We start from the raw sequence: 19,216 nt of genomic DNA, 5'->3' as shown, positions 1-19,216 counted from the left end.
ATTGTGAATGCAAGTCATTAAAGACATACAGCGCGCCTGGTCGCAATTGCGCGCCGGAAAAGCCGATCAGCCTTACCTGCCGTTCTGGCGCCAGCTCGCCGAGATGACGGCCCTGTTCCTGGTGCGCCGCATCGGCCCCGGCTACTACCTGCAGGCGCGCTGGTGGCGCACCTCGGTTCCCTTCGCCGACAAGTGGGCCCACGTCAACAAGAAGGAATACAACGACTTCATCGACCGCTGGAACCGCCGTCCCTACCAGAAGAGTTCCCAGCACAAGGTAATCGAAAAGGCGATCCTGCAACTGGTCGGCGTGCCGACCCCGGAATTCATCGGTTTCATTCATCCGCAGCGCGGCGCGCGCGCCGACGGTACGGCGCTGCGCAGCCTGGCCGACCTCGAGGCCCTGAGCCGCGAGCTGGTCGGCAATAAAATCTGCTTCAAGCTGGTGGAGGGGTATGGCGGCGCCGGCTTCTTCGCGTTCCAGGTGGAAGAGCGGAACGGCCAGCCGGTCTTCGTCCATCCCTTCAGCGGCGCGGTGACCACCCTGGCCGAGTGGTGGGACAAGAGCGGCAACAACCGCGACGGCTACATCGTCGAACACTACCTGCCGCAGCATCCGGTGCTGGCGGCGATCCACCCGAATTCGCTCAACACCCTGCGCATCTGGCTTTACCAGGCGCGCGGCGAATGCCGCATCGCCGGCGCTTTCCTGCGCGTGGGGCGCAAGGGCAGCCTGGTCGACAACACCAGCAGCGGCGGCATCTTCTGCCCGGTCGACCTGGCGACCGGCATCCTGACCCATGCCGCCAACGCGAAAAATCCGCTTGACACCATGGACGCGCACCCGGACACGGGCGGGCGCATCAGCGGCGTGCAGCTGCCCTACTGGAGAGAGTGCCAGGAAGTGGCGATGCGCGCGCTGCAGGCCTTCCCGCACGTGAACGTGGCCGGCGTGGACGTCGCGATCGGCGTCGACGGCCCGCGCATGATCGAGCTGAATGTGCGGCCGGACCAGATTGGTTGTGCGCGGATCAATTTGCCGCTGAAGCAGGTGGATCGGTGGATGAGCGCGGCCTGATGGTTGCCTGAAGTATTGATATTGTCTTTTTGTCAAAATATCTGTAATAAGTAGCACCGGTTTTTGTTGCTGGCGCAAGGGGCATAAGTGATGCAATTGCAAAAATTGCATCATGAAAACTTCAATCCTCTCGCCATCCTTCCTCGCCCTCATTCTTCTGTCGGGCTGCGCTTCGGCGCCAGCCGCCATAGACGAGCACAGCGAGTTCGAAGCCACCCTGCACGCGCCTTACCGGGCGCCGGATGCCGCGCGTCCCGATGCGCGTACCTTCACGCTGACCTTCGATTACCCGAACGCGCGCCGCGCCCAGCGCGTCGACTGGCGGCTCGAACTCATCAACCCCCTTGGCCGCGTGGTGCGCCGCTGGCAGGACAGCACGCCCATGACTCACGGCCCGGTCGCGGTGCCGGTCGCCTGGTCGGGGCTGGATGCGGGCAAGCTGGCCGCCGGCATCTACCAGGTGCGGCTGCGCGCCGGCAGCCGCGACGCCGACGAGCAGGCGCCGTCGGCGGACGTGCACGAACAGAGCTGGCAGATCGAGATCGGCCCGGCGCAGGCCCCCGCGACGCCGCAGTTCGCGCCGCTGCCGGTGGGGCGCGGCACGCTGCAGGCTGCGCCGGCAACCGGCGCACTGCCCTACACGGTCTACCTCGGCAACCTGCACAGCCAGACCAACCACAGCGACGGCGGCGCCGAGCTCGACAACTGCAAGGGCGCCCAGGACCCCTTGACCGCGAAATACGGCCCGGATACGGCATTCGCCTACGCCCACAAGCATGGGCTGGACATCCTGGTCGCTTCCGAACACAACCACATGTACGACGGCTCGGACGGCTCCAACGCGAACGCCGATCCGGCCGCGGCGATTGGCCTCTACCGCAAGGGCTTGCAAACGGCAGCTGCCTACAGCGCGGCCAACCCGGGCTTCCTGGCGCTGTACGGGATGGAGTGGGGCGTCATCAACAAGGGCGGGCACGTCAACATCTTCAACAGCGACCAGTTGCTGGGCTGGGAAAAGAACGGCAAGGGCGAGCTGCTGGCCGACGTCGCCACGCCGCGCAGCGACTACGCGGCCTTGTACACCCTGATGCGCGAGCGCGGCTGGATCGGCCAGTTCAACCACCCGTCGACCAGCGGCCAGTTCGCCATCGACGGCCAGGCGCTCGGCTATACAAAGGACGGCGACGAGGCGATGGCGCTGTGCGAGGTGGCCAACAGCACGGCCTTCTCGACCAACGACCGCGAGAGCGAAACCCGGCGCAGCAATTACGAGGCGGCCTGCAACAAGCTGCTGGAAGCGGGCTTTCACGTTGCCTTCAGCACCAACCAGGACAACCACTGCGCCAACTGGGGCACGGCCTACAGCAACCGCACCGGCATCCTGGTCCCGAACGGCACGGCTTTGGGCCGCGACAGCTTTGTCGAGGCAGTGCGGGCGCGGCGCGTATTCGCGACCATGGACAAGGGCTCGCAACTGGTCCTCACCGCCAATGGCCGCCTGATGGGCGAACGCTTCACCAACAGCGGGCCCCTGACCCTGGTGGCGAACTTCGCCAGCACGACCGGCAAGCAGGTGGCGGCGGTGGCGATCATGGAAGGGGTGCCGGGGCGCGGCGGCATGGTCGCGCAATTGTCGAGCGAGGCGACGACGACGTTCACGCCGGCGCCCGGGGCGCATTTTTATTATGCGAAGGTGACGCAGGCCGACGGCAACGTGCTGTGGTCGGCGCCGGTGTGGGTGACGCAAACACCGTAGGGTGGGCGGCTGCGCCCACGCGGGGATACGTACCGGCTGAGCATCCAGGTGCGCAGGCGGATCGTCCCGCGCGTATCGCCGCGTGGGCACAGAGTGCCCACCCTACGAGAACGTCGGCGCTGCTAGCAAACAAAAACGGCGACCCCAAGGGCCGCCGTTTTCCAGTGCGATGCGATACGGCTTATTCGCCCATCTGGCTTTGCAGGTAGTTCTGGATGCCGACCTTGACGATCAGGTCGAGCTGGGTCTCGAGCCACTCGATGTGCTCTTCGGTGTCTTCCAGGATCATCAGGAGCAGGTCGCGCGAGACGTAGTCGGCGGCGGCTTCGCAGGCGGCGATGCCTTCCTTGACGGTCAGCTGGGCGGCGCGTTCGAGCTTCAGGTCGCATTCCAGCATTTCCTGGGTCGATTCGCCGATCAGGATCTTGTGCAGGGCTTGCAGGTTCGGCAGGCCGTCGAGCATCAGGATGCGGTCGATCAGCTTGTCGGCGTGCTTCATTTCGCCGATCGATTCGTCGTATTCCTTCTTGCCGAGCTTCTCGAAGCCCCAGTGGCGGTACATGCGCGCGTGCAGGAAGTACTGGTTGATCGCGGTGAGTTCGTTGGTCAGCTGCGCGTTGAGCAGCCGGATGACGTTGGGATCGCCCTTCATGATTGTTTACCTTGTTGTGGTGATGTTGACGCAATCATAGCAAAGGGCGCGTCAAGGCGTGCCGGAAAGCCGGCGAGATGCCGGCCCGGCAGGGGAGAGCCAGCTCAGGCGAGCTGGGTCGAGCGGAAGCTCAATTCGGTCACGGTCGTCTTGCTGTCGATGGCTTCGTGCAGGACTTCGCGGGCGTAGCTGACGCATTTGCCGCAGCAGGTGCCCAGGCCCAGTTCCTTGCGCAGCTCGGCCACCGAGGTGATGCCGAGGTCGACCGCCTGGCGGATTTCACGGTCGGAGATGTTGTTGCAGACACAGACGATCATCGTGGTTCCTTGGTACCGTATTAAGCTTGCTTGTCTAATAATGAGAATCGTTCTCATTCGTGTTCTATTCTGCTGAAACTCGGCGGGGAACGCAAGCGTTTTTGTTGCGTATCGATCCTGCAAATAGAAATAATTCGCATTTAGGTTTATGATGCTAGTATCTGTCTCATCAGCGCTACATATAGTGCGTCACATCAACGGAACGTTGCCATGACTCTTGCTCCCACCCTGACCACCCTCGATGCCCTGAAGGTCGGGCAGACTGCCACCGTGATCCACCTCGCGCCGACCGCGCAGGGCGGTGCCGACGTTCCGCGTCGCCTGATGGAACTGGGCTTCGTGCCGGGCGAACGCATCCGCATGCTCAAGCGCGGCCTGCCGGGCGGCCCGGTGGCGGTGAAGGTCGGCGAGTCGACCTTCGCGCTGCGCAAGTTCGAGGCCGCACTCGTATCAATTCAGCCGGAATAATCGATGGGTGTCATGGAACAACAGGTGGCGACACGCGCGCCCCTGATCGCATTGCTGGGTAATCCGAACTGCGGCAAGACCGCACTGTTCAACCGTCTCACCGGCTCGCGCCAGAAGGTCGCGAACTACGCCGGCGTCACCATCGAACGCAAGGAAGGCAGCTTCACTTCGCCCGCCGGACGCGCGCTGCGCGTGCTCGACCTGCCGGGCGCCTACAGCCTGTCGGCGCAGACGCCGGACGAGGCGATCACGCGCGACGTGGTCGCCGGCCTGCGCAAGGGCGAAAGCGCGCCCGACGCCATCGTCTGCGTCGTCAACGCCACCAATCTGCGCCTGAACCTGCGCCTGGTGCTGGAGATCCAGCGCCTCGGCCTGCCGATGGTGCTGGCCCTGAACATGGTCGACGTCGCGAAAAAGCGCGGCATCGAGATCGACACCGCGGCCCTGTCGAAGGAACTCGGCATGCCGGTGGTGGAAACCGTCGCCATCCAGGCCGGCGGCGAGCGCGCGCTGCTGGACGTGCTCGACCGCATCGACCTCGACGCCGGCGTCAAGCCGCAGCCGCTGGCCGCGATCGACGCCGTCCCGGTCGAACAGACCCAGCGCGAAGTGCGCCGCATCGTCGACGCCTGCGCCAGCTATGCCCACGACAAGGGCAACCTGTCGGAATCGATCGACAACGTGGTGCTGCATCCGGTCGCCGGCCCGGTGATCCTGGCCGTGATGATGTTCGTGATCTTCCAGGCCGTGTTCAGCTGGGCCGAAGCGCCGATGGACTTCATTACCGGCACGGTCGAGGGCATCGGCCAGTGGATCGGCGCCGGCATGGCCGACGGCCCGCTGCGCAGCCTGCTGGTGGACGGCCTCATCGCCGGCGTCGGCGGGGTGCTGGTGTTCCTGCCGCAGATCCTGATCCTGTTCTTCTTCATCCTCATCCTGGAAGACATCGGCTACCTGCCGCGCGCGGCTTTTCTCCTCGACCGCATGATGGGCGGCGTCGGCCTGTCGGGCCGCGCCTTCATTCCGCTCTTGTCCTCGTTCGCCTGTGCGATCCCCGGCGTGATGGCCGCGCGCACCATCCAGAACCCGCGCGACCGCCTGGTGACGATCATGATCGCGCCGCTGATGACCTGCTCGGCGCGCCTGCCGGTGTACGCGCTGATCATCGCGGCCTTCATTCCCGACCGCGCCGTCGGCATCTTCAACCTGCAGGGCCTGGTGCTGTTCGCGCTGTACGCGCTGGGCATCGTCAGCGCGATGGGCGTGGCCTGGTACATGAAGCGCCGCAGCGGCAGCGCCCAGCATCCCTTGATGATGGAACTGCCGGCCTACCACTGGCCCCAGTTGCGCACGCTGGCGATCGGCCTGTGGGAACGCGCCATGATCTTCCTGCGCCGCGTCGGCACCCTGATCCTCACGCTGATGGTGCTGGTCTGGTTCCTGTCGAGCTTCCCGGGCGCGCCCGAAGGCGCGACGCAACCGCCGATCTACTACAGCGTGGCCGGCATGCTGGGCCGCGCGCTGGCGGTGATCTTCGAGCCGATCGGCTTCGGCTGGCAGATCTGCATCGCGCTGGTGCCGGGCATGGCCGCGCGCGAAGTGGCGGTCGGCGCCCTGGGCACGGTGTACGCCCTGGCCGGCTCGGGCGACGACGTCGCCGGCACCCTGGGCCCGCTGATCGCCGGCTCCTGGTCGATGGCGACCGCGCTGTCGCTGCTGGCCTGGTACGTGTACGCGCCGCAGTGCCTGTCGACCCTGTCGGTGGTGCGCCGCGAGACCGGCAGCGCCAAATATGCCTGGATGATGGCGGGCTACATGTTCGCCCTGGCCTACGTCGCTTCCTTCATCACCTACCGCGTCGCGCTGGCGCTGGGCGGAGGCTGAGCATGTGGCAGGAACTGGTGGTCGGCCTGTTCGTCGTGCTGGCGGCGGTGTACGTCGGCGCCAAGTACCTGCCGGCCGCCTGGCGCATCAGGATCGTCAACCGCCTCTCGCGCGGCGGCGCCGACTCGAAGCTGGTGCGCTGGCTCGATACCGGCGGCAGCTGCGGGAGCGGGTGCAACAGCTGCAATACCTGCGAGACCCCCGCCGAGCCGACGCCGCCGGCGGGGAGTAAGCATCGGGTGATCAAGCTGCACGAGAAACGCTGACGGTTCATTGCTGGCTGATGGTGCTTGCTCGGGGCGTAGGGTGGGTACTTGTACCCACGCGTTCTCACCGCCGGCATATGTCAACGTTTCCGCTACGTCCCACACACGATTGACCAATCACACACCGCGGACTCGACCGGCGGCCTACGATGCCGCACCATGCCACGCTACCGCCGCCTCCATACGGGCTCCACGTTCTTCTTCACGGTCGTCGCCCACCGACGCCGCCCGATCTTTTGCGATCCGGCGCTCCGCGCAAGTCTCAGGAAAGCGATCCAGTTCGTTCGCACGACCCGCCCATTCGTGATCAATGCGTGGGTCATCTTGCCTGATCACATGCATTGCATCTGGACCTTGCCCGATGGCGATTCCGATTACTCGAAACGCTGGTTTGCGATCAAGCGCTTCGTGTCGACGGACTCTAGTAGAGGACTGCACGATCCGCGACTATTGACGCCATCACGACAGGCGAAGTGTGAATCGACCATTTGGCAGCGGCGGTTCTGGGAGCACGGCATTCGGAACGAAAACGATTTCGAGCGGCACATGGATTACATCCATTTCAATCCGGTCAAGCATCGGTATGTGCAGCAGGTGAGTGAATGGCCGCATTCGACGTTTCATCGGTATGTCCGTGAAGGTGTGTATCCGGCCGATTGGGGCGGGGCGCCAGGTATCAGCGAGATGTTGATCGAGTAGGCGGTGGGGTGTGCCGGAGTACGGACAGGTGGGTACGAGTACCCACCCTACAGCCCCAGGGCCGCAATCAAGCGCTTCGCATCATACGGCGCATGCACCTTGATATCGTTATCGAAGTAGCAGTACACATCCCGGCTCTTCCGCTTCGGCGGCGGCTTGCTCGACACCCGCCGGCATGCCTCCGGTTCTCCACCCGTGCTCCAGGCCCGGATCCGCTTGGCCCAGCGTTCGATGGCATCGTCATCGTAGCCGCTGGCATACAGCTCCTTGTCGCCGTGCAGCCGCAGGTACATGAAGTCGGCCGTCACGTCTTCCATATAGGGCCACTTGCCGGCGGTGTCGGCCACCACCAAGGCGACGTTGTACTTGCGTAGCAGGGCGATGAAGCGTTCGTCGCGGAAACTCTCGTGGCGGACCTCGACCGCGTGGCGTATCGGGCGTTTCGTCTCCATCGCCAGCGAGACTTTCCCTTCCATGCGCGGCTGGTACTGGCGCGCGCGTTCCAGTGCCGCCTCGGTGTCGTGCGGCAGCAGGCAGAGGAAGTGCTCGAAGCGCGCGGGGTCGAACTTCACCATGTCGGGAAACTGCCACAGGAAGGGGCCGAGCTTTTCGCGCAGCTCGAACACGCCGGAGGCCAGCACGTTGGCCAGCGGGCCTTCGATGTCCTTCAGTTTCAGCATGTGGGTCAGGAAGCGGTTGCCCTTCACCGCGAACAGGAAGCCGGGCGGCGTGGCCGCATACCAAGCGGCATAGCTTTCCGGGCGCTGCAGGGAATAGAAGGAGCCGTTGATCTCGATCGTCGGCAGCTGGCGCGAGGCGTAATCGAGCTCGCGCGCCTGCGCCAGCCCTTTGGGATAGAACACGCCGCGCCAGGGCACGTAGCGCCAGCCGGATATGCCAATATGGATCGCCATGGGGCGATCATAGAGTCCTTGTGCCGCCGCGTTCGGTGCGTTGCCGAACGCGGCAGGCGGGGCTGGCTGCGGCGGCAAAGCGGTCGATGTCTTTTTGTGCTGGCGCAACAGTGCTAAGCTAGCGGTCCTTTCACACTGCGGTTGCCGCCATGATCATCGTCCACCACCTGAACAATTCGCGTTCGCAGCGCATCCTCTGGCTGCTGGAGGAACTGGGTCTGGAATACGAGATCAAAAAATACCAGCGCGACCCGAAGACGATGTTGGCGCCGCCGGAACTGAAGGCCGTGCACCCGCTGGGCAAGTCGCCGGTGATCACCGACGGCGACACCGTGGTGGCGGAATCCGGCGCGATCGTCGAGTACCTGGTCGAGCGCTACGGCAATGGGCGCCTGGCGCCGGCGGCCGGCACGCCGGAGAAGCTGAAGTACACCTATTTCCTGCATTTCGCGGAAGGGTCGGCCATGTCGCCGCTCTTGATGAAGCTGGTGTTCGACCGTGTCGAGAACGGCCCGATGCCGTTCTTCGCCAAGCCGATCGCGCGCGCCATCGCGCGCAAGGTGAAGGACGGTTTCGTCAACCCGAACATCCGGGCCCAGCTCGACTACCTGGAATCCGAGCTGGCGGTGCGGCCCTGGTTCACCGGCAGTGCGTTTTCCGCCGCCGACATCCAGATGAGTTTCCCGCTGGAGGCGGCCACCGCGCGCGGCGGGCTCGGCGCGCAGTACCCGAATCTCTCCGGCTTCGTGCAGCGCATCCATGCGCGCCCGGCCTACCAGCGCGCCCTCGAGCGCGGCGGCAAGTACGACTACGCAAGGTAAGAATTGATGGGAAAGCTGCTCGCGATCGACGGACTGAACATCGTGCGCCGGGTCTACGAAGCCAGCCCGGAGCCCGACTCCGACCTGAAGGCCAGCATCGCGCTGCGCCACGCGTTCTCGTCGTTTCGCAACGTGCTCGAGGCGCATGCGCCGACCCACGTGCTGGCCGCCTTCGACTACGGCGGCCAGACCTGGCGCCATGCGTTGTATCCGCGCTACCGCGAGCACCGTGCGCCGATGCCTTCGGTGCTGCGCGAGGCGCTGCCGGAATTCCAGGAACGCTTGACCCGTGCCGGCGTGCACGTCGCGATGCTGCCCGAGGTCGAGGCCGACGACGTGGTCGCGACCTGCGTGATGCGCTGGCTGCGGGAGAACCGCGGCGAGGCGATCGTCGCCACCACCGACAAGGACCTGCACGCGCTGATCGCGCACGGCGCCCTGGTGTGGGACCATTTCAAGAACGAGTGGCACGACGACGCCTGGGTGCGCAGCAAGTTCGGCGTCGCGCCCGAGCTGCTGCACGATCTGCTGGCGCTGATGGGCGACGCCACCGACGGCGTGCCGGGCGTGTCGAAGGTCGGCATGAAGACCGCGGCGCGCCTGCTCAACGCCTATGGCGGCCTCGACGCCGTGATGGCCGGCGCCGGCATCCTCATGACGCCGCTGGGCGAGCGCCTGCGCGCCGAACGAGAAATATTGTATTTGTCGCGCCAGCTGGTGCAGCTCAAGACCGACGTGCGCCTGGGCGTCACGTGGAAGATGCTGGCCTACGACGCGACCTGACGGAAGGAACAGGCATGCTCAAGGCAGTTTTGGTGGACTCGAACGCGATCTCGCGCGGACTGTTGAATACGGTGCTGACCGACGGCAGCTACGAGGTCGTCGGCCAGACCCACACGGCCCACGGGGCGCTGCTGCTGGCCGCGAAGTTCCGGCCGCAGCTGATCTGCATCGCGCGCGAGCAGATCGAGGAGGGCGACGTCGTCGAGCAGCTGCGCGCCTCGCTGCCCAAGACCTTCATCTTTATGGTCTCCGGCACCCTCGACGCGCCGACCATCCAGGCCGCCCTGGCGCGCGGCGTGCACGGTTTCATCGTCAAGCCCTTCAAGGCCGACGCCGTCCTGAAAACCATCCGCAACACCGTGATCGCCGCCGTCAGGAAGCAGCAACAGGCGGGCGGCGGCGCCTGATTTCCTCCATCGCGATTTTGGCCAGCTCGCACAGGGCGCGCAGCTCGCGCTCGCGCAGCCGGCGCGGCTCGCGGTCGAGCACGCACAGCGTCCCGAGCCGGTAACCCTGGGCATCGAGCAGCGGCACGCCCGCGTAGAAGCGGATGTGCGGTGCGCCGGTCACCAGCGGATTGTCGGCGAAGCGCAGGTCCTGCTGGGCATCGAACACCAGCATCGGCTGCTCGCCCAGGATCGCGTGGCTGCAGAACGACTGCGCGCGCGGGGTTTCCGCCAGCGCCAGGCCGACGCGCGACTTGAACCACTGGCGCCGCGCGTCGACCAGGGTGAGCAGGGCCATCGGGCTGTCGGTGGCCTGGGCCGCGAGAAAGGTCAGGCGGTCGAACACGGCTTCCTGCGCGCTGTCGAGCAGGCCGCTGGCGGCCAGCGCCGCCAGGCGCGCCTTTTCGTTCGCCGGCAACGGACAAGGGCTGTCCGCGCGCTGCCAGGCGCCAAGCGCGCTGTCCCGCGGGGCGGCAGGCGGCAGCCCGGCGCGCTCGCGCAACAAGGCACTGACGGCGCTCAAGCGCACGCGGCGGTGCCCGCCCGGCGTCTTCCAGGCCGGCAGCATGCCGTTCTCGATCCACTGCTGGGCCGTGCTGACTGCGATCCCGAGCAGGGCGGCCGCTTCGCGGGTCGTCAGGATCGGGTCATCCAGCGCATCGGAAGAGGGTGCGGACATGACAAGCATTCTTTCAAGCAGAAAAACTAAACGAGGGTATTTTACTGTAGGAAATAGAAAATTTATCGAATTTGATGATGCGGGTAACCATAAAACATACCACATCGTCTCCCATTCCCTACCTATCCGTAACTCTTCGTGAAATTTTTGTTGACCGTTGGAAATTTGACGAACAGAATGGTGCTTGTCGTCATTTTCGTCATTTGAGCCGTCGCCTGGCTCAGCTTGCCAAGGAATTCCATGCCCCACTCCGTCCCGTCCGCGCAGCAGGAAGCCGAACGCCTCGATGCCCTGCGCAAGCTGGAGCTGCTCGATACCTCGCCCAGCGAGGCTTTCGACCGCATCACGCGCATGGCGGCGCAGCTGTTCGACCTGCCGGTGGCCGCGGTGTCGCTGACCGATGCCGACCGCCAGTGGTTCAAGTCGCGCGTGGGCGTCGAGCACACGTCGATTCCGCGCGAGCGCGCGCCCTGCGCCAGGGTGGCCGAGAGCGGCAGTTTGCTGGTGGTGCCGGACCTGCAACGGGACGCCTTCTTCCACGACAGCCACCTGGCCGATACCGGCGTGCGCTTCTACGCCGGCGCGCCGCTGCTGACGCGCGACGGCTACTGCTTGGGCGCGATGTGCGTGCTGGGACCGGAGCCGCGCCAGATCACCGAGGGCGAGCGCCAGGGATTGGCCGACCTGGCCTCGATGGTGATGGCCCAGATCGAGCTGCAGCACGCGTTCGGGCGCATCGACCCGATCAGCGGCCTGCCGAACCGCAGCCAGTTCATCGAGGACCTGGTCGACCTGGCCAACGAGCGCGCGCCGGGCGAGGCGCGCCTGGCGGCGATGGTGAACCTGACCACGCCCGAGCAGCTCAGCGACGCGCTGCGCGCGCTGGGCGCCGGCTACCTCGACGAGATCGTCGGCGAGGCGGTGCGCATGCTGCGCGCGGCGCTCGGCCCCGGGCGCAAGCTGTACCACGTGGCGGCGACCCAGTTCGTGTTCCTGGCCGAGCCGGGCGCCGACCTCCATCGTTTCTGCGACTGGCTCGGCTGCTGGCTCGACGTGCGCGCCGACACCATGACCTCGCGCTTCGTCACCACCACCACGATCGGCGTCGCGCCATTCGCGGTCGGCCGCAGCGACCCGCACGACGTCCTGCGCGACATGCACAGCGCCGCCCACGATGCATTGGAGGGCGCGCGCCGCGTGCGCGTGTTCTCGGTCGAGCAGAACGCCGTGTTCCTGCGCCGCTTCTACCTGGCCAACGAGTTCGGCGCGGCGCTCGAGGGAGACGGCCAGCTGCGCCTGGTGTTCCAGCCGAAGGTCGAGCTGGCGACCGGCCGCTGCATCGGCGCCGAGGCGCTGCTGCGCTGGAACCATCCGGTGCTGGGCGAGATCTCGCCGGGCGAATTCTTCCCGGTCATCGAGCAAACCTCGCTGGCGCGCGCGACCACGCGCTGGGTGCTGGCGCGGGCATTGCGCCAGCTGGCGGCCTGGCGCGCCTCGGGCCTGGCGTTGCAGATGGCGGTCAACGTGTCGGCCGTGAACCTGCTCGAAATGGATTTCTGCGCCCACGTGAGCGAACAGCTGCGCCTGCATGGGCTGCCGCCCGAGGCGCTGGCGCTGGAGATCACGGAAAGCGCGCTGATGAAGAACCGCGCGCTGGCGATGCAGACCCTGAACAGCCTGGCGGCGGCCGGCGTGCAGCTGGCGATCGACGATTTCGGCACCGGCTACAGCAGCCTGGCCTACCTGCAGAGCCTGCCGGCGCGGGTGGTCAAGATCGACCAGAGCTTCGTGCGCGACGTCGACACCGACGCCCACAAGCGCGCCCTGGTGAGCACCATGATCAAGCTGTCGCACGACCTCGGGCGCCAGGTCGTGGCCGAGGGCGTCGAGACCGCCGCGGTGGCCGGCTACCTGAAGGATGCCGGTTGCGACCAGGTGCAGGGCTACCTGTACGCGCGCCCGCTGGCGGCCGAGGATTTCGAGCGCTGGCTCTGCGCCAAGTGGACGCTGCCAAGGGTGCGTGCGGCCAGGCCGGCGGCAGACATGGCGGAGCTGAGCTGCGCCTGACCGGAGGGCGTAGGGTGGGCACTTGTGCCCACGCGGTGATCGTGATCGGCTCCGTGACCGGGTTCGATGATCTTGCCGTCAGCTATCAACGCTTGGACCCAGATCGTGATCGGCTCCGTGATCGGGCTCGATGACCTTGCCGTCAGCTATCACCGCGTGGGCACAGGTGCCCACCCTACGAAAAACGGCGCAGCGGATTTCTCCGGTGCGCCGTTTTTTTGCATGCTAGGCGGTGGAACTCAGCCCTTGACCATCCCGTCGATGATGCCGCCACCCAGGCAGATATCGCCGTCGTACAGCACGGCCGACTGCCCCGGCGTGACCGCCCATTGCGGCTCCGTGAAATTCAGCGCGAAGCGCTCCAGGCCGTCGGCGACGACTTCGCAGGCGACGTCCTGCTGGCGGTAGCGCGTCTTGGCCGACAGCATGCCGGCCGGCGGCTCGCCCGCGATCCAGCTGGCTTGTCCCGCTTCCAGGCACGACGACAGCAGCCACGGGTGGTCGTGGCCCTGCACGATATATAAAGTGTTGGTCGCGATGTCCTTGCGCGCGACGAACCACGGTTCGCTGGTGCCGTCGGCGTTCTTGTGCGACTTCAGGCCGCCGATGCCGATGCCCTTTCTCTGGCCGAGCGTGTAGAACGACAGGCCGATGTGCTCGCCCACGGTCTGGCCGTTGTCGAGCTTGATCGGGCCCGGCTTGTGCGACAGGTAGCGGTTCAGGAATTCGCGGAACGGGCGCTCGCCGATGAAGCAGATGCCGGTCGAATCCTTCTTCGCCGCGTTCGGCAACTGCAGCTTCTCGGCGATCTTGCGCACCTCGGTCTTCGGGATCTCGCCCAGCGGGAACAGCGACTTCGACAGCTGCGCCTGGTTCAGGCGGTGCAGGAAGTAGCTTTGATCTTTCGTTGCGTCGAACGCCTTGAGCAGCTCGAATTTGCCCGCGTCGTTCTGGCGCACGCGCGCGTAGTGGCCGGTCGCGATCAGGTCGGCGCCCAGCTTCATGGCGTGGTCGAGGAAGGCCTTGAACTTGATCTCGGCATTGCACAGCACGTCCGGGTTCGGCGTGCGGCCGGCCTGGTACTCGCGCAGGAATTCGGCGAACACGCGGTCCTTGTATTCCGCGGCGAAGTTGACGGCCTCGATGTCGACGCCGACCACGTCGGCGACGCTGGCCGCGTCGATCCAGTCCTGGCGCGACGAGCAGTATTCGGAATCGTCGTCGTCTTCCCAGTTCTTCATGAACAGGCCGACCACGTCGTAGCCCTGTTCCTTCAGCATCCATGCCGCGACCGAGGAGTCGACTCCGCCCGACATCCCGATCACGACTTTTTTCTTGCTCATGTTACGTCCGTTGTTGATAGCCCGCCCTCGAACACCGAAGGGTGGGTGTGCAGCAGCGCCAGTTCGGTGCGCTTGCCGGCCAGGTAATCGTCCACGCATTGCAGCACGATCGGGCTGCGGTGGCGTTCCGGGCAGGCGGCGATCTCATCGCGCGTCATCCACAGGGTGCGCAGGATGCCCTCGTCGAGCGGCTGGTCGAACTGGCGGCCGGCCTTGCCGCAGAAGGTGAAACGCAAATAGGTGACATCGGCCTTGCGCGACTTCGAGTGGTAGCGCGACATGTACATGCCGACCAGCGCCTCGGGAATGAATTCGTGCGCGGTTTCTTCCAGGGATTCGCGCACCACCGCCTGCTCGAGCGACTCGTGCGGGTCGAGATGGCCCGCCGGCTGGTTGAGCTTGATTCCTTCGCTTGTCTCTTCCTCGATCAGCAGGAAACGTCCATCGCGTTCGATGATGGCGGCAACGGTGACTGACGGTCTGAAGGTATGGGTCATGCGCGTCCTCGGAAATGAGCCGGTATTTTACAGTGCCGCGCAAAGCGTTGCTCGCCGGTACGTGTGCAGCGCAGCAAAAAATCGCCAATTGCGTTGATCTGATACAAAAAAACAGCACATCCGGCCCCAGCTGTATCGTATTTACCTCGAAAATGACCGGTCGGCCGGGATTGCCATTTTTAGTAGAAAAAATCCAATGTTTACGTGTTAGATTTCATACAGAAAACAAACAACCAGGGAGGCGTGCATGAGAATCGGCATACCGGCTGAGACACGGCCGGGCGAAACCCGCGTAGCAGCAACTCCGGAAACAGTCAAAAAACTGGCGGCCCGGCACCAGGTCATGGTGCAAGCCGGCGCCGGCGTCCATGCCGCCGCCCTTGACGACGCCTACGCCGCCGCCGGCGCCACGATCGTCGGCGTGGAGCAGGTCTTCGACGCCGACATGGTGCTGAAAGTGCGCGCCCCGAACGAGCTTGAGCGGGCGCGCATGAAGCCGGGCACGGTCCTGGTTGGCATGCTCAATCCCTTCGACACCGACAATCTCGCCGCCATGGCCAGCGCGCGCCTGACCGCCTTTGCCCTGGAAGCGGCGCCGCGCATCACGCGCGCGCAGTCGATGGACGTGCTGTCGAGTCAAGCCAACATCGCCGGCTACAAGGCGGTGATGCTGGCGGCGAACACGTATCAACGCTTCATGCCGATGCTGATGACCGCCGCCGGCACCGTCAAGGCGGCGCGCGTGCTGATCATGGGCGTCGGCGTGGCCGGTTTGCAGGCGATCGCCACCGCCAAGCGCCTGGGCGCCGTGATCGAGGCGTCGGACGTGCGCCCGCCGGTGAAGGAACAGGTCGAGTCGCTCGGCGCCAAGTTCATCGACGTGCCCTTCCTGACCGACGAGGAGCGCGACATCGCGCAGGGCGTGGGCGGCTATGCGCGGCCGATGCCGGCCGACTGGATGCGGCGCCAGGCCGAACTGGTGCACGAACGCGCCAGACTGGCCGACATCATCATCACCACCGCGCTGATTCCCGGCCGCCCGGCGCCGGTGCTGATCAAGGAAGAAACGGTGCAGGCGATGAAACCCGGTTCGGTGATCGTCGACATGGCGATCGAGCAGGGCGGCAACTGCCCGCTGACCGAACTTGGCAAGACGGTCGTCAAGCATGGCGTGTACATCATCGGCGAGCCGAACCTGGCGGCGCTGGTCGCGGCCGACGCCTCGGCCCTGTACGCGCGCAACGTGCTGGACTTCCTCAAGCTCGTGATCGACAAGGAAGACAAGTTCTTCATCGACCGCGAGGACGAGATCGTGCGCGCGACCCTGCTGTGCGCGGACGGCGAAACGCTGCGCAAATAAGGAGAGCGCCATGGACATCAGCCACACCATCATCAACCTGATCATCTTCGTGCTGGCGATCTACGTCGGCTACCACGTCATCTGGACCGTCACGCCGGCCCTGCACACGCCGCTGATGGCTGTGACCAACGCGATCTCCGCGATCATCATCGTCGGCGCCATGCTGGCTGCCGGCCTGACCGAAGGCGTCCTGGGCCAGGCGATGGGCACCGTCGCCGTCGCGCTGGCCGCCGTGAACGTGTTCGGCGGCTTCCTCGTCACCCAGCGCATGCTGGAGATGTTCAAGAAGAAGGAACCGAAGCGGCCCGCAGACGCGGCCGCCTCCACGAAAGCCGCGCCGGAAGCATCGAGCAGGAAGGAGACCGCATGAACCTCATCAGCATGAACATGGTGACGCTGCTTTACCTGGTGGCGTCGGTCTGCTTCATCCAGGCGCTGAAGGGCCTGTCCTCTCCGTCCTCGGCGCGCGCCGGCAATGCCTTCGGCATGACCGGGATGGCGATCGCGGTGGCGACCACCATCGCCCTGATCTTCAAGCTGCAGGCGGAGTTCGCCGAGCGCAGCGGCGGCATGGGCTTCACGCTGGTGCTGCTGGGCGTGGTGGTGGGCGGCGCGATCGGGGCCTATGCCGCGAAAAAGGTCGAGATGACCAAGATGCCGGAACTGGTGGCGGCGATGCACTCGCTGATCGGCCTCGCCGCGGTGTGCATCGCGATCGCCGCCGTGTCCGAACCCTGGGCTTTTAATATTGCCGAGCGCGGCGGCGCGCTGCCCTTCGGGAACCGCCTGGAGCTCTTCCTCGGCACCTTTGTGGGCGCCGTGACCTTCTCCGGTTCGGTGATCGCCTTCGGCAAGCTGTCGGGCAAATATAAATTCCGCCTGTTCCAGGGCGCGCCGGTGCGCTTCGGCGGCCAGCACATCCTGAACCTGGTGCTGGCCATCGGCATCATCGCGCTCGGCCTGATGTTCTGCTTCTCCGATGCGGTGGAGCCGGCCTGGACGCCCTTCGTCCTGATGGCGGCGCTGTCCTTCGTCCTGGGCGTCTTGATCATCATCCCGATCGGCGGCGCCGACATGCCGGTGGTGGTGTCGATGCTGAACTCGTATTCGGGCTGGGCGGCGGCCGGCATCGGCTTCTCGCTGAACAACTCGATGCTGATCATCGCCGGGTCGCTGGTGGGTTCGAGCGGCGCGATCCTCTCCTACATCATGTGCAAGGCGATGAACCGCTCCTTCTTCAACGTGATCCTGGGCGGCTTCGGCGGCGAGGCGTCCGTTGACGCCGGCGCCGGCGCGCAGGAGCAGCGTCCGGTGAAATCCGGCTCGGCCGAGGACGCGGCTTTCATCCTGCAAAATGCGGAATCGGTCATCATCGTTCCCGGCTACGGCCTGGCGGTGGCGCGCGCCCAGCACTCGGTGAAGGAACTGGTCGACAAGCTGACCGAACACGGCGTCACGGTGCGCTACGCGATCCACCCGGTGGCCGGACGCATGCCGGGCCACATGAACGTGCTGCTGGCCGAGGCCGAGGTGCCCTACGACCAGGTGGCCGAGATGGAGGACATCAACGGCGAATTCGGCCAGACCGACGTGGTGCTGGTGCTGGGCGCGAACGACGTGGTGAACCCGGCCGCGAAAGACCCGAAGTCGCCCATCGCCGGCATGCCGATCCTCGAGGCCTATAAAGCCAAGAGCATCATCGTCAACAAGCGCTCGATGGCGTCCGGTTATGCGGGCCTGGACAACGACCTGTTCTACCAGCCGAACACGATGATGGTGTTCGGCGACGCCAAGAAAGTGATCGAATCGATGGTGAAGGCGGTGGAGTAGGTAGGCGTTGCTATTGTAGGGTGGGCGCCCTGTGCCCACGCGTAAACGATGGGCAGACGCAGCGCTTATGCACGCCAACACGGCGCAGGCTTCACGCGTGGGCACGGGGCGCCCACCCTACGGGATTCAGGCGCAGGTGGAATGGGTGAGCAAAGTATGGTCCACGCCGCGGATCAGCCCTGCCGGTGCGGCAGCAACGACGACCCGCCGCGCCGCCCGTACATCATGACTTCCGCCAGCAGCGTGCGCGCTGGCTTCACCGCGTCGAGCGTGGCCAGGCCCAAACCCAGGACCGACTGCAGCGGACCGCTGCCGACAAAGGCGCGCGCCATGGCGTCGGTGAGGGCGATGGTCAGCTTGCGGTCCTGAGCGCGCTCGTCCAGGAAGCGGCCGATGCCTTCCGGACCCGGGCAGCGCGCCAGCAGCCGCGCCAGCACGGCGGCGTCGCGCAGGCCCAGGTTCAGGCCCTGGCCGGCCACCGGGTGCAGCGTCTGCGCCGCGTTGCCGATGGCGACGGTGCGGGTGGTGGCGTGGGCCTCGGCGTTCAGGCCGAGCGGGTAGCTCATGCGCGGCGAAACCTTCGTGAAGCGGCCCAGGCGGCCGCCGAAGGCCTCGTTCAGCTCAAGCAGGAAGCGGCTTTCTTCCATCGCCTGCAGCACCGAGGCGCGTTCCGGCTTCACGCACCAGACCAGCGCGTATCGATGGCCGTCGGCGCCCTCCTGCGGCAGCAGGGCCAGCGGACCCTCGTCGGTGAAGCGCTCGAAGGCGCGGTGCGGGATCGGGCTGCTGCAGGATACGCGCGCGATCACGGCGCTCTGTCCGTAGTCGCGCGTGTGCGCCTTGTCTTCCTGCTGGCCGAACACGCCGCCCTCGGCGCCGACCGCCACCTGGGCCGTCAATGTGCGGCCGTCATCGAGCGTGATGGCGACGTGGTCGGCGCCTTCGTCGAGCGACGCGACGCGCGCCGGGCGGATCACCTCGACGCCCGCGCGATCGACCGCGCGCGCCAGCGCGTCGACCACCTCGCCGTAGCGGGTGACGTAGCCGAGCGCCTCGAGGTCTTGTTCGTCGCGGTCCAGCAGGCTGCGTCCCAGGTGGCCGCGGCGCGAGACGTGGATGCTGTGGATCGGGGTCGCCGGGAATGGCCACGCAGCGACTTCTTCCAGCAGCATGCGGCTGCCCCAGGCCAGCGCGATCGAGCGCGGGTCGGAAATCGACTGGCCAAGCGCGCGTGCGTCGATCAGGGCGATCCGTTTGCCCTCGATGCCGCGCCGCGCGAGCAGGGCGGCCAGCGCCAGGCCGACCGGGCCGGCGCCGCAGATCGCCACTTCATAGGTGTCGTGATGCTGTTCCATC

The 19,216-nt window shown here is 65.9% G+C and carries 20 protein-coding genes; 13 read left to right on the top strand and 7 right to left on the bottom strand.

The window, feature by feature from the left end; all coding sequences use genetic code 11:
- Positions 1–7: 7 nt before the first annotated feature.
- Both RT688_RS10930 and RT688_RS10925 read left to right on the top strand, forming a co-directional pair.
- A complete protein-coding gene (locus RT688_RS10930) occupies positions 8–1,078 on the top strand; it encodes a sugar-transfer associated ATP-grasp domain-containing protein (RefSeq protein WP_313704908.1) in 1,071 nt (356 codons plus the stop codon).
- Between the two features lie 112 nt (positions 1,079–1,190).
- Positions 1,191–2,834 (top strand): CehA/McbA family metallohydrolase, encoded by a 1,644-nt coding sequence (locus tag RT688_RS10925; RefSeq protein ID WP_313704907.1) that lies wholly within the window; start codon positions 1,191–1,193, stop codon positions 2,832–2,834.
- A gap of 181 nt (positions 2,835–3,015) precedes the next feature.
- Here the strand turns inward: RT688_RS10925 and bfr are convergent, their stop codons facing one another.
- The gene (bfr, locus tag RT688_RS10920; RefSeq protein WP_312551072.1) at positions 3,016–3,486 is read right to left on the bottom strand and encodes a bacterioferritin; all 471 of its coding nucleotides are present in this window, start codon (positions 3,484–3,486) and stop codon (positions 3,016–3,018) included.
- A gap of 104 nt (positions 3,487–3,590) precedes the next feature.
- A complete protein-coding gene (locus RT688_RS10915) occupies positions 3,591–3,803 on the bottom strand; it encodes a bacterioferritin-associated ferredoxin (protein ID WP_313704906.1) in 213 nt (70 codons plus the stop codon).
- 210 nt (positions 3,804–4,013) lie between these two features.
- On the opposite strand from RT688_RS10915, the gene RT688_RS10910 reads away from it, so the two are divergent.
- The 4 genes from RT688_RS10910 to RT688_RS10895 all read left to right on the top strand — a co-directional run bounded on the left by RT688_RS10910 (position 4,014) and on the right by RT688_RS10895 (position 7,120).
- On the top strand, positions 4,014–4,271 hold the full coding sequence (locus tag RT688_RS10910; RefSeq protein WP_312551070.1) for a FeoA family protein: 258 nt from the start codon (positions 4,014–4,016) through the stop codon (positions 4,269–4,271).
- 3 nt (positions 4,272–4,274) lie between these two features.
- Complete coding sequence (locus tag RT688_RS10905; RefSeq protein ID WP_313704905.1) at positions 4,275–6,155, top strand: ferrous iron transporter B; 1,881 nt, start codon at positions 4,275–4,277, stop codon at positions 6,153–6,155.
- A 2-nt stretch (positions 6,156–6,157) separates the two neighbouring features.
- Positions 6,158–6,421, top strand: coding sequence for a DUF6587 family protein (locus tag RT688_RS10900; protein WP_313704904.1), 264 nt, complete (start codon positions 6,158–6,160; stop codon positions 6,419–6,421).
- 159 nt (positions 6,422–6,580) lie between these two features.
- Positions 6,581–7,120 (top strand): REP-associated tyrosine transposase, encoded by a 540-nt coding sequence (locus RT688_RS10895; RefSeq protein ID WP_313704903.1) that lies wholly within the window; start codon positions 6,581–6,583, stop codon positions 7,118–7,120.
- Positions 7,121–7,167: 47 nt separating this feature from the next.
- On the opposite strand, the gene RT688_RS10890 is transcribed toward RT688_RS10895, so the two are convergent.
- Positions 7,168–8,034, bottom strand: coding sequence for a DUF72 domain-containing protein (locus tag RT688_RS10890; protein ID WP_313704902.1), 867 nt, complete (start codon positions 8,032–8,034; stop codon positions 7,168–7,170).
- Between the two features lie 149 nt (positions 8,035–8,183).
- On the opposite strand from RT688_RS10890, the gene RT688_RS10885 reads away from it, so the two are divergent.
- Genes RT688_RS10885 through RT688_RS10875 form a run of 3 tightly spaced genes read left to right on the top strand, consistent with a single transcriptional unit; the run spans position 8,184 to position 10,045 of the window.
- Positions 8,184–8,855, top strand: coding sequence for a glutathione S-transferase (locus RT688_RS10885; protein ID WP_313704901.1), 672 nt, complete (start codon positions 8,184–8,186; stop codon positions 8,853–8,855).
- A gap of 6 nt (positions 8,856–8,861) precedes the next feature.
- A complete protein-coding gene (locus RT688_RS10880) occupies positions 8,862–9,638 on the top strand; it encodes a 5'-3' exonuclease H3TH domain-containing protein (protein WP_313704900.1) in 777 nt (258 codons plus the stop codon).
- A 14-nt stretch (positions 9,639–9,652) separates the two neighbouring features.
- Complete coding sequence (locus RT688_RS10875; protein ID WP_313704899.1) at positions 9,653–10,045, top strand: response regulator; 393 nt, start codon at positions 9,653–9,655, stop codon at positions 10,043–10,045.
- Here the strand turns inward: RT688_RS10875 and RT688_RS10870 are convergent.
- Positions 10,011–10,763, bottom strand: a complete 753-nt coding sequence (locus tag RT688_RS10870; protein WP_313704898.1) for a GAF domain-containing protein — start codon at positions 10,761–10,763, stop codon at positions 10,011–10,013. The genes RT688_RS10875 and RT688_RS10870 overlap by 35 nt on opposite strands.
- A gap of 240 nt (positions 10,764–11,003) precedes the next feature.
- Between RT688_RS10870 and RT688_RS10865 the strand changes: the two genes are divergently transcribed.
- Positions 11,004–12,830 (top strand): sensor domain-containing phosphodiesterase, encoded by a 1,827-nt coding sequence (locus RT688_RS10865; protein WP_313704897.1) that lies wholly within the window; start codon positions 11,004–11,006, stop codon positions 12,828–12,830.
- A gap of 239 nt (positions 12,831–13,069) precedes the next feature.
- Here the strand turns inward: RT688_RS10865 and mnmA are convergent, their stop codons facing one another.
- A complete protein-coding gene (mnmA, locus tag RT688_RS10860) occupies positions 13,070–14,173 on the bottom strand; it encodes a tRNA 2-thiouridine(34) synthase MnmA (protein ID WP_313704896.1) in 1,104 nt (367 codons plus the stop codon).
- Entirely contained in the window at positions 14,170–14,670 is a 501-nt protein-coding gene (locus RT688_RS10855; protein ID WP_313704895.1) for an NUDIX hydrolase, read from the bottom strand. Before RT688_RS10855 ends, mnmA begins: the two co-directional genes overlap by 4 nt.
- A gap of 247 nt (positions 14,671–14,917) precedes the next feature.
- Between RT688_RS10855 and RT688_RS10850 the strand changes: the two genes are divergently transcribed.
- From RT688_RS10850 to RT688_RS10840, 3 genes are read left to right on the top strand one after another with little or no spacing between them, the layout of a single operon-like run.
- Positions 14,918–16,030: a Re/Si-specific NAD(P)(+) transhydrogenase subunit alpha gene (locus RT688_RS10850; protein ID WP_313704894.1), complete on the top strand. Its 1,113-nt coding sequence runs from the start codon at positions 14,918–14,920 to the stop codon at positions 16,028–16,030.
- Between the two features lie 10 nt (positions 16,031–16,040).
- A complete protein-coding gene (locus RT688_RS10845; protein WP_313704893.1) occupies positions 16,041–16,400 on the top strand; it encodes an NAD(P) transhydrogenase subunit alpha in 360 nt (119 codons plus the stop codon).
- Complete coding sequence (locus RT688_RS10840; RefSeq protein WP_313704892.1) at positions 16,397–17,860, top strand: NAD(P)(+) transhydrogenase (Re/Si-specific) subunit beta; 1,464 nt, start codon at positions 16,397–16,399, stop codon at positions 17,858–17,860. The genes RT688_RS10845 and RT688_RS10840 overlap by 4 nt, the downstream gene beginning before the upstream one ends.
- A 173-nt stretch (positions 17,861–18,033) precedes the next feature.
- Here the strand turns inward: RT688_RS10840 and RT688_RS10835 are convergent, their stop codons facing one another.
- Positions 18,034–19,215, bottom strand: coding sequence for a UbiH/UbiF/VisC/COQ6 family ubiquinone biosynthesis hydroxylase (locus RT688_RS10835; protein ID WP_313704891.1), 1,182 nt, complete (start codon positions 19,213–19,215; stop codon positions 18,034–18,036).
- Between the last annotated feature and the right edge of the window lies 1 nt (position 19,216).

Source organism: Massilia sp., assembly GCF_032106685.1.
In the GTDB taxonomy this organism is placed as follows: domain Bacteria; phylum Pseudomonadota; class Gammaproteobacteria; order Burkholderiales; family Burkholderiaceae_D; genus Telluria.
Note: the sequence above shows the minus strand (reverse complement) of the source record. Positions and strands in the feature narration are given on the sequence as shown.

Excerpts from the sequence above, each read along its gene's own strand:
- RT688_RS10925 (WP_313704907.1), top strand. The coding sequence starts at position 1,191 with ATGAAAACTTCAATCCTCTCGCCATCCTTCCTCGCCCTCATTCTTCTG.
- RT688_RS10850 (WP_313704894.1), top strand. The coding sequence starts at position 14,918 with ATGAGAATCGGCATACCGGCTGAGACACGGCCGGGCGAAACCCGCGTA.
- RT688_RS10885 (WP_313704901.1), top strand. The coding sequence starts at position 8,184 with ATGATCATCGTCCACCACCTGAACAATTCGCGTTCGCAGCGCATCCTC.
- RT688_RS10855 (WP_313704895.1), bottom strand. The coding sequence starts at position 14,670 with ATGACCCATACCTTCAGACCGTCAGTCACCGTTGCCGCCATCATCGAA.
- RT688_RS10865 (WP_313704897.1), top strand. The coding sequence starts at position 11,004 with ATGCCCCACTCCGTCCCGTCCGCGCAGCAGGAAGCCGAACGCCTCGAT.
- RT688_RS10895 (WP_313704903.1), top strand. The coding sequence starts at position 6,581 with ATGCCACGCTACCGCCGCCTCCATACGGGCTCCACGTTCTTCTTCACG.
- RT688_RS10875 (WP_313704899.1), top strand. The coding sequence starts at position 9,653 with ATGCTCAAGGCAGTTTTGGTGGACTCGAACGCGATCTCGCGCGGACTG.
- RT688_RS10930 (WP_313704908.1), top strand. The coding sequence starts at position 8 with ATGCAAGTCATTAAAGACATACAGCGCGCCTGGTCGCAATTGCGCGCC.
- RT688_RS10835 (WP_313704891.1), bottom strand. The coding sequence starts at position 19,215 with ATGGAACAGCATCACGACACCTATGAAGTGGCGATCTGCGGCGCCGGC.
- RT688_RS10910 (WP_312551070.1), top strand. The coding sequence starts at position 4,014 with ATGACTCTTGCTCCCACCCTGACCACCCTCGATGCCCTGAAGGTCGGG.
- RT688_RS10900 (WP_313704904.1), top strand. The coding sequence starts at position 6,158 with ATGTGGCAGGAACTGGTGGTCGGCCTGTTCGTCGTGCTGGCGGCGGTG.
- RT688_RS10905 (WP_313704905.1), top strand. The coding sequence starts at position 4,275 with ATGGGTGTCATGGAACAACAGGTGGCGACACGCGCGCCCCTGATCGCA.
- RT688_RS10870 (WP_313704898.1), bottom strand. The coding sequence starts at position 10,763 with ATGTCCGCACCCTCTTCCGATGCGCTGGATGACCCGATCCTGACGACC.
- RT688_RS10845 (WP_313704893.1), top strand. The coding sequence starts at position 16,041 with ATGGACATCAGCCACACCATCATCAACCTGATCATCTTCGTGCTGGCG.
- bfr (WP_312551072.1), bottom strand. The coding sequence starts at position 3,486 with ATGAAGGGCGATCCCAACGTCATCCGGCTGCTCAACGCGCAGCTGACC.
- RT688_RS10915 (WP_313704906.1), bottom strand. The coding sequence starts at position 3,803 with ATGATCGTCTGTGTCTGCAACAACATCTCCGACCGTGAAATCCGCCAG.
- mnmA (WP_313704896.1), bottom strand. The coding sequence starts at position 14,173 with ATGAGCAAGAAAAAAGTCGTGATCGGGATGTCGGGCGGAGTCGACTCC.
- RT688_RS10890 (WP_313704902.1), bottom strand. The coding sequence starts at position 8,034 with ATGGCGATCCATATTGGCATATCCGGCTGGCGCTACGTGCCCTGGCGC.
- RT688_RS10880 (WP_313704900.1), top strand. The coding sequence starts at position 8,862 with ATGGGAAAGCTGCTCGCGATCGACGGACTGAACATCGTGCGCCGGGTC.
- RT688_RS10840 (WP_313704892.1), top strand. The coding sequence starts at position 16,397 with ATGAACCTCATCAGCATGAACATGGTGACGCTGCTTTACCTGGTGGCG.